Annotated in this window: 7 protein-coding genes; 3 read left to right on the top strand and 4 right to left on the bottom strand. The window is 56.2% G+C overall.

What is annotated here, in order from left to right:
* Nucleotides 1–344, top strand: a 344-nt coding sequence (locus QP503_RS08750; RefSeq protein WP_285069767.1) for a hypothetical protein, incomplete at its 5' end; no start/stop codon positions are given.
* A 61-nt stretch (nt 345–405) separates the two neighbouring features.
* On the opposite strand, the gene QP503_RS08745 is transcribed toward QP503_RS08750, so the two are convergent.
* Together QP503_RS08745 and QP503_RS08740 are read right to left on the bottom strand one after the other, a co-directional pair.
* Complete coding sequence (locus tag QP503_RS08745) at nt 406–1,830, bottom strand: NAD(P)-dependent malic enzyme (RefSeq protein ID WP_006681802.1); 1,425 nt, start codon at nt 1,828–1,830, stop codon at nt 406–408.
* Between the two features lie 321 nt (nt 1,831–2,151).
* Nucleotides 2,152–3,354: a sugar ABC transporter permease gene (locus tag QP503_RS08740; protein ID WP_006681803.1), complete on the bottom strand. Its 1,203-nt coding sequence runs from the start codon at nt 3,352–3,354 to the stop codon at nt 2,152–2,154.
* Between the two features lie 151 nt (nt 3,355–3,505).
* Between QP503_RS08740 and QP503_RS08735 the strand changes: the two genes are divergently transcribed.
* Both QP503_RS08735 and QP503_RS08730 read left to right on the top strand, forming a co-directional pair.
* Nucleotides 3,506–4,693 (top strand): ROK family transcriptional regulator, encoded by a 1,188-nt coding sequence (locus QP503_RS08735; RefSeq protein ID WP_040318749.1) that lies wholly within the window; start codon nt 3,506–3,508, stop codon nt 4,691–4,693.
* Nucleotides 4,690–5,439, top strand: a complete 750-nt coding sequence (locus QP503_RS08730) for an ATP-binding cassette domain-containing protein (protein WP_006681805.1) — start codon at nt 4,690–4,692, stop codon at nt 5,437–5,439. Before QP503_RS08735 ends, QP503_RS08730 begins: the two co-directional genes overlap by 4 nt.
* 182 nt (nt 5,440–5,621) lie before the next feature.
* Here the strand turns inward: QP503_RS08730 and QP503_RS08725 are convergent, their stop codons facing one another.
* Both QP503_RS08725 and QP503_RS08720 read right to left on the bottom strand, forming a co-directional pair.
* Nucleotides 5,622–6,749, bottom strand: coding sequence for a substrate-binding domain-containing protein (locus tag QP503_RS08725; protein WP_006681806.1), 1,128 nt, complete (start codon nt 6,747–6,749; stop codon nt 5,622–5,624).
* Between the two features lie 156 nt (nt 6,750–6,905).
* On the bottom strand, nt 6,906–8,162 hold the full coding sequence (locus tag QP503_RS08720; protein WP_006681807.1) for an ABC transporter permease subunit: 1,257 nt from the start codon (nt 8,160–8,162) through the stop codon (nt 6,906–6,908).
* Nucleotides 8,163–8,177 lie beyond the last annotated feature (15 nt).

Below are 8,177 nucleotides of genomic sequence, written 5' to 3'. Positions count from 1 at the left end.
AGCTTGCAACCACTCGGCGCAACAACAGAAACAATACCCACCCCCCACCACACCGTCAAATCAGCGCAAGCTTCAATCCGAGCGACACCACACCGCAAAAAATCCCTAAATTTCAACGAATACAGGCCAGCACCAGCATCAAAACACTAAAATGTGACCTGCGTTTGTTTCGCAACACACAAGAATTCGGACAAAAAGCGACGCAGGTCTCGCCAGATTATCCGGTAATCTGCGCACGTCAGAGCAGGTTTATAGACGAAAACAATCCGGGTGGGCGCAGCCTTTATGTCTGCGCCCACCCGGACCTCGTCAATTATTCAGCGAACGCGCCGCGCACTACGTGACACGCACACCCACGTTGCAGCGCCTTGCTGTAGGCACGTTCAGCCGACAGGGTGCAGGCCCTCAAGCATCTATGTCCTCTTGGACGGGAATATTCAGCGTCGGCAGATCACGAACCGCGGTGCGGACCGCGCGCGAAACCGCTGGAGCAACACGTCCATCGAAAACGCCGGGGATGATGTAGCTGGATGACAGCTCTTCTTCCTCGATGACGTCAGCGATAGCAACTGCTGCGACGCGCAAAACCTCGGTGGTAATTTCCTTGACCTTTGCATCCAGCAGGCCTCGGAATAAACCTGGGAATGCCAGCACGTTGTTGATCTGGTTCGGGTAATCGGAGCGGCCCGTCGCAACAACCGCCGCGTACTCCCCCGCACCAATCGGGTCAACTTCGGGCGTCGGGTTGGCTAGGGCGAACACGATTGCCCCGTCAGCCATCGTGGCAATATCGCCGGGATCCAAAATGTCGCCGTGCGAGACACCGATGAAGACATCGGCATCCTTCAGACCTTCCTTCAGATTTCCGTGAACGAGGCGCGGATTCGTTGCCTCGGCAAGAGCCTTGCGCGAGGGGTGCATGCCCTCAGTATCGTCGGCGGCAAGTGCACCCGTGCGACCGTAACCGACGATGTCTTTAGCCCCCTGCGCCAGAAGTAGACGAATAATCGCATTGCCTGCAGCACCCACGCCGGACACCACGATGCGAACGTCTTCAATCTTCTTATTGACAATCTTCAGCGCGTTGATCAGTGCGGAAAGCACGACGATAGCGGTGCCATGCTGGTCATCGTGGAAGACCGGGATATCGAGTTCTGCACGCAGGCGTTCTTCGATTTCAAAGCAACGAGGCGCGGAGATGTCTTCAAGGTTGATACCACCGTATGCGGGGGCAATCGCCTTAACAATCGAAATGATTTCTTCAGTGTCCTTCGTGTCAAGAACGACCGGCCATGCGTCCACACCGCCGAATTCCTTAAACAGAGCCGCCTTACCTTCCATGACAGGAAGAGCCGCTTCCGGGCCAATATCTCCTAAGCCGAGGACCGCAGTGCCATCAGAAACGACAGCAACCGTATTCGCCTTGATCGTCAGAAGGTGAGCCTTCTGAGGAACGTCATGGATTGCGGTGCAGACGCGGGCCACGCCGGGCGTGTACGCACGAGACAGGTCGTCGCGATTACGGAGCGGAACCTTCGAGTTGATTTCGATCTTGCCACCGACGTGAGCAAGGAAAGTCTGGTCTGCAGTAGACGACAGTGTGACACCTACCAGCCCCTTCAGCAGATTGCGAACCTCGCGACGGTGCTCCGAATCGCGCAGGTCGCAGGTGAGGTCGAGAACCATTCGGCCTCGGTTGGAATCGGCGACGTCGAGGCCTCTCACCTGAGCACCGGTTTTTGATACCGCTTCGACAAGCGATCCAATAGATAGTTTCGCTTCGTCGATTTCAACGCGGTATGAGGCGGTGTATGACGGAGAAGTTCGCATGGTGCTCTCTCTTTTCGATCGGCGCTGGCCGTAGATCAATCGTTGTTCCCATAGTACGTACGTGCCGACAGAACGGATAGTGCGCATCACCAGGTGGACAATTGTCAACAATTAGCTACGTAACGCCAGCGTGATTTCCTACCTTCGCGATCGTCCCGTTTTAGTTGGGCGCTAAGGAGTTCCCACTGTTCCGCACGCACAACTCTCGATTCACGAGGCCGGGCACACCAACGAATCGATGACACCGACACGTGCCCGTTCATCGTTGCTCTTGGCAGAGATAGCAGGCGAGAAGGTGACAGAGGCATAAACGAACAGGCTCTAGAAGCTGAATTGCGTTCGCGAAAGCTCGTGGAGCGGAGACTGTTTCTTCCCGTAGACATCAAGGGTCACAGCAGCAAGAAGAACGATGCCCTTCACTACCTGAGCACGATCAGAGCCGAGTCCAACAAGCAACAGCCCGTTCGAAAGAACCGCCATCAGCGTGGCACCAAGGACAGCACCGAAAACCGACCCGCGACCACCGGCAACTGCCGCTCCGCCGATGAACACGGCAGCGATAGCTTCAAGCTCCCATAAGAGACCATCTTGAGGCCCCACAGCCGTCGCCCGGCCTGCGAACATCATGCCCGCGAGCGCCGACAGCATCCCCATATTCACCATGACAAGGCATTGAATCTTCGTCACACGCACACCGGAAAGGGATGCCGCCTGAATGTTTCCGCCGACAGCTTGAAGATGGCGACCAAATTGGGTCCTCGTCAACATGAAGTGGTAGATGAAAATCAGAACAAGAACCACCACACCCGGAACGGGGAAAGATGTTCCTTCACGTCCCGTACCAAACAGCCAGGTGAAGACCCCCACCAGCACGACGACAATCGCGGACTTCACCCAGGGTCGATAATCAACTCCCCGCAGTCCTAGCCGAGCGCGCCGGCGAAAATAGGTACGAACAATCGAGGTAACCGCTACCACGGCAGTAATGACACCCACGATCACCGTTGCCGTATCGATGCCGAATATGCTCCCCCAAGAAGGCAGATAACCCGAACCTAGCGTTTGAAATCTGTGAGGAAGTGGCACCGACAATGCCTGAGATTCCCACTGGACTCCACCGCGCAGAATGATCATTCCACCAACGGTGACAATAAAAGCAGGCAAACCGACCTTCGCAACAAACAGGCCTTGAATCAAGCCAATAAAAGTTCCGATCAGCATGCCAAGAAGAAGGCCAACCCACCAGGGCAAGCCAAGATTGGCAATGATGATCGCCATGGACATTGATGAGAACGCCGCGACGGAGCCAACTGACAAATCCAGCTGACCGATCGTCACCACCAGGACCATGCCGATAGCGAGGACAAAGATATGAGCGTTACCGGTGACGATATTCTGCAAGTTCGCAGACGCCAGCATGTGCGATCCCGTGATGAACTGGAAGAAGATCATCAGGGCAAGAACGAGGATTCCCATGATTCCCGCTTGACCTAAGCGTGAAGCGTCAAAGGGTAGTCGGCTCACTTCGCTCTCCTCGTTGAGTGGAATATGAACGCACAAAGGCTCGTGTTGTTTTCCTATAGTGCACCATCTTGACAGTTCAACGCACATTTTTGAACCGATTCGCCCAGCGGGCATCCACGCATCAGCCCACTTCACTGACTATCCTAGAAACGTGCCACGTTTGAACGCCCGATCCGGATCTCAATCCTCGCTCCGCGAGGCAAATTCCGCGCGCGTTCTTGACGCGATCCGAAAGTACGGGCGTATCACCCAGGTCGAGCTATCGGCAGCAACAGGTCTTGCTCCCGCAACCATTTCGAACATCATTAAACAGCTCTCGGCACAAGGAAGCGTTGAACTCACGTCAACGATTCGTTCGGGCAGGCGCGCTCAACTGGTTTCGCTCACACAATCGTCAACTCTTACCGCGGGTATCTCAATCGGACGCAGAGCACTGGATATTTACATCTCCGACGAGTCCCGCACCAGCGAATTCACGAAAGTTCTGCCACTACCGGTCGACCATAAGGCTGATACGACGCTCGACCGAGCAACGCTTCTGGTTCTTGACCTTCTTGAACAGGCAGGGCAATCGCTGGATGATCTTGCTGGTATCGGTGTTGCTTTACCTGCCCCTATTAACCCGAAAACGGGCACTCTGACCCGAAAGGGAATCATGCGAGGCTGGGAAGACATCAACATTGCTGAGGTCTTCCAACGCAGACTTGGACGCGACACGATCGTGATGAACGACGCGAACGCTGCTGTTGCCGCTGAAAACCGATTTGGTTCGCTACGCGGGTTCTCATCGTGCGCCTATATCCGAGCCTCGTATCAAACCGGCGCGGGAATTTTGGTCGACGGAAAAGCCTATTCCGGTGCCACCGGTATTGCCGGGGAAATCGGGCACGTTATCGTTGATCCTCACGGTCCTATCTGCACGTGCGGTGCTCGTGGCTGTCTGAACACGGTTGTTGGGGCGGACTACCTTGTTGACCTTCTTCGCCTGTCACGAGGTCCCATGACACTGCGTGACCTACTGTCACACGCGAATGAAGGTGACCCCGGATGCCAGCAGGTTCTTTCTGACGCAGGAAGCGCAATCGGACGAGTCATCTCTGACCTTGTCACGGTATTCGATCTCGAAGCCGTCGCTGTCGGTGGTGAGCTGATGAATGCGGGAGACACATTCTTGTCCCCTATTCAAAACGCTCTCTTCGAACGCCCCTACCTGCGCGACGAAGGAATCACGGCCTATCCGTCGAAGCTCGGCGCTGATGCCGAAGCCATCGGCGCGATGATCCTTGCACAAGACGCTTTTGTTCCCAGCTATTCAACTCACCGCCAGGAGGACCAATGACGATCCAAGGCGCTCCCCTTCTTGAAGTACGGGGACTTACAAAAACGTTCGGCGGTGTTGAAGCACTCGTTAACGTTGATTTCATCGTGAACCGTCACGAAGTCGTTGCCCTTGTCGGCGACAATGCGGCAGGGAAGTCAACGCTCGCCCGCATGCTCTCAGGAGTTTTTCCTCCGGATGAGGGAACGATCGCGCTCGACGGGGAAGAAATCAGCATCGATTCCCCGCAGCACGCATTGAAACTCGGTATTGCCACCGTCTTCCAAGAAACTGCGCTCTGCGACAACTTGGACGTTGTATCGAATATTTTCCTTGGGCGTGAAGTGTTCTCGCACCGCGCCCTTGATGACGAGGGCATGGAACTCAAAGCACGCCAATATCTTGATCAGTTGGGTTCGCATATCCCCGACGTGCGAGTCCCCCTTTTCCAGCTCACCGCCGGACAGCGTCAATGCGTTGCAATCGCGCGCACCCTGGTGACTCACCCGCGTCTGGTGATCCTCGACGAGCCCACGGCCTCTATGTCCGTGGCACAAACTGCGGAAGTACTCATCCTGATTGAGCACCTGCGCGATATGGGAATGGGGGTCATCTACATTTCCCATAATCTGACCGACGTTCAAGCTAGTGCCGACAGGGTCGAAGTTCTCCGTCACGGACACAACAACGGTTCCTTCAACTCGCGTGATACCTCAACCGACGAACTCATAGCCGCTATCACTGGCGCTTCACATATCGCGCTGTAAACGCTCCCGGCCTCGTCACTTCTTTTCGGCGACCAACTGGCCGTTATACCCCTGTCACGGCGCGCAACGTGTTTGCGCGAACGACGCTTGAGCGCCTTGGCATACACGAGTTTCGCCCCCGCCGAAAAACCGACGAGGGCGAAACCAAAGGTGAGAAAACTAGGCGATACCTAGCGGGTCAATCACTTGGCAGCGTTGACGAGCTCCATGCGGTGCGAGTCATCCTTGTAGACGTCTGCAGCGTTGTCCTTGGTGACAATCTTCGGGGTCAGCAGGAAGGACTTGACCGGGTTGCCTTCCATCGACTCGTACTGGGAATCGTCGAGGGTTGCGCCGTCGACCTTCGGGGCTGCCTCGCCCTTGGCGAGCTGGATAGCAAGATCAACAGTTGCCTTCACCAGCGGACGAGTGTCCTTGAAGATGGTGGAGTACTGCTTGCCCTGGGTGACCCAGGTGACCGACTCGTCTTCGGAGTCCTGACCAGTCACAACCGGAACCGGCTTGCCGGCCTGCTCAACAGCGGTGATGATTGCGCGGCCAAGGGTGTCGTTCGGGGAAAGAACGCCATCCGGAACCGCGTCGCCCTGGTAGGTCGAGGTCAGCAGTGCTGCCATGCGGTCCTGAGCATTCTTCGGCAACCAGCCCTGGGTGGCGACCTGCGTGAATTCGGTCTGCCCGGACTTCACAACCAGCGTGCCATCATCAATCTTCGGTTGGAGGACGTCCATTGCGCCACCGAAGAACTTCAAGGAGTTCGAGTCATCCGGGGAGCCACCGAAGAGCTCGATATCCCACGGGCTCTCGCCAGCGTTGGCTTCGAGACCTTCAAGCAATGCCTTGCCCTGAAGCTGACCAACACCGAAGTTGTCGTAGGCGATGTAGTAGTCAAGGTCGGTCGTGTTCGTCAGCAGACGATCGTATGCGATGACCTTGATGCCGGCATCCTTGGCTGCCTTCAGCTGGGTACCCAGCTGCGAACCGTCGATTGCGCCGATCACCAGAACCTGCACGCCATTTTCGATCATGGCTGCAACCTGGTTCTGCTGCTCAGCAACGCCACCGTTTGCGAACTGAATGGTGCATTCAATGCCCTGCTCTTCGCAGCTGGCCTTGAACATGTCTTCAGCCTCAACCCAGTTCTGCGAGGTCTTCTGTGGCATTGCGATGCCGACCGACATCTTGTCAGCCGAGGCCGCTGCGCCGGACTGATCGCCCGATGAGCTACCCGTATCACGGGCACCACAAGCTGCCATAGAGAATGCCATCGCTGCCGCTGCGCTGATGGCAACCGCACTCTTCAGAGTCTTCATTGTCTCTTCTTTCGTGTGTTTGTTTGGTGATTCTTGATGATTCATTCGATGTTCCCCAGCTGGCTTGCTTGGGAATATCTACGCTTTGTGGATGACTCAACGTTTGTTGAGCCCGTTGTTGACATGGCGATACGGTTTCTCCTTACCGCCCGATCATCACTTGGAGGGAGTCTTTGTTTCGCTTTGCCGAACTGCCTTTTGATTACTCAAGGCATTTTGGAAGGTGCCAATGATGGAACGCTTGCCCTGGCGCTTCGAGTAGACGTCAACGGCGACTGCGATCAAGAGGACGAGGCCCTTAATGATCTGCGTCCAGTCGGAGCCCACGCCCATCAGCTGAAGGCCATTGTTCAGGAAGGCCATGACAAGTGCGCCAACCATGGTGCCCATGATCGTGCCAACACCACCGGAAACGGCGGCACCGCCGATGAACACGGCGGCAATGGCGTCGAGTTCCCATGCATTACCGTCAGCAGGACCCGAGGCCGTCGAACGGCCGATGAACAGCATTCCCGCAACTGCGGCGAGGAATGCGGAGTTGCAGATGACGAAGAAGTTCGTTTTGATGACCTTCACACCGGTCAGTTCTGCAGCAGCCTTGTTGCCACCGATGGCGTAAATCGAGCGACCGAGGACCGTGCGGTCAGCGATGAACGAGTAGATCAGAGCCAGGATGACGACGATAACACCGGGGATTGGGAACGAGGTGCCGGGGCGACCCGTTGCAAAGATCCAGGCGACGATCAGGATTGCGCCACCGAGGACAACCATGCGAACAATCGGAACCCACATCGGGGCCGGCTCAGCTTCGAACTGCTGACGAGCCTTCACGCCGGAGATTTCCTTCCAGACGATCGCTAGGACTGCGATGACAGCCAGGATCATGGTCGGCAGGTTGAAGGGAATAACATCCGGAGCGATATCGGGCAGGTAGCCAGCGCCGAGGGTCTGGAACAGTTCGGGAACCGGGACCGTCAAAGACTTGCCGATCAGCTGGTTAGTACCGCGGAAGAGGAGCATGCCACCCAGGGTCACGATGAAGGCGGGGATTCCCCACTTTGCAACCCAGAAGCCTTGCCAGATGCCGATGAGCAGACCGACGCCGATACCCAAAACGATGGCCAAGACGGGGCTGAGGGCCCAATCACGCATAGCAACGGCAACGACGATGCCGACGGTTGCTGCGACAGAACCGACTGACAGGTCAATGTGGCCGGCAATGATGACCAGAACCATGCCGATGGCGAGAACGAGGACGTAGGTATTACCCATGACCAGGTTCATCAAGTTCTGTGCTTGGAAGACCTTGCCGTCCGTCTTGAACTGGAAGAACAGGGCAATCGCCGCCAGAGCAGCGATCATTCCGATTTGTCGGAAGTCTCCTCCGAATAGTGCTGTGAGATTCTTCTTCATTGAAGTGCCTTTAGC

The organism is Pauljensenia sp. UMB0895 (assembly GCF_030218905.1).
Lineage (GTDB): Bacteria > Actinomycetota > Actinomycetes > Actinomycetales > Actinomycetaceae > Pauljensenia > Pauljensenia turicensis_A.
The sequence above is the reverse complement of the archived record's forward strand: the minus strand, read 5'-3'. Positions and strand labels throughout refer to the sequence as shown.

What these genes read in the sequence shown, in the direction of transcription:
- QP503_RS08720 (WP_006681807.1), bottom strand. Translation starts at nt 8,162, where the DNA reads ATGAAGAAGAATCTCACAGCACTATTCGGAGGAGACTTCCGACAAATC.
- QP503_RS08745 (WP_006681802.1), bottom strand. Translation starts at nt 1,830, where the DNA reads ATGCGAACTTCTCCGTCATACACCGCCTCATACCGCGTTGAAATCGAC.
- QP503_RS08730 (WP_006681805.1), top strand. Translation starts at nt 4,690, where the DNA reads ATGACGATCCAAGGCGCTCCCCTTCTTGAAGTACGGGGACTTACAAAA.
- QP503_RS08725 (WP_006681806.1), bottom strand. Translation starts at nt 6,749, where the DNA reads ATGAAGACTCTGAAGAGTGCGGTTGCCATCAGCGCAGCGGCAGCGATG.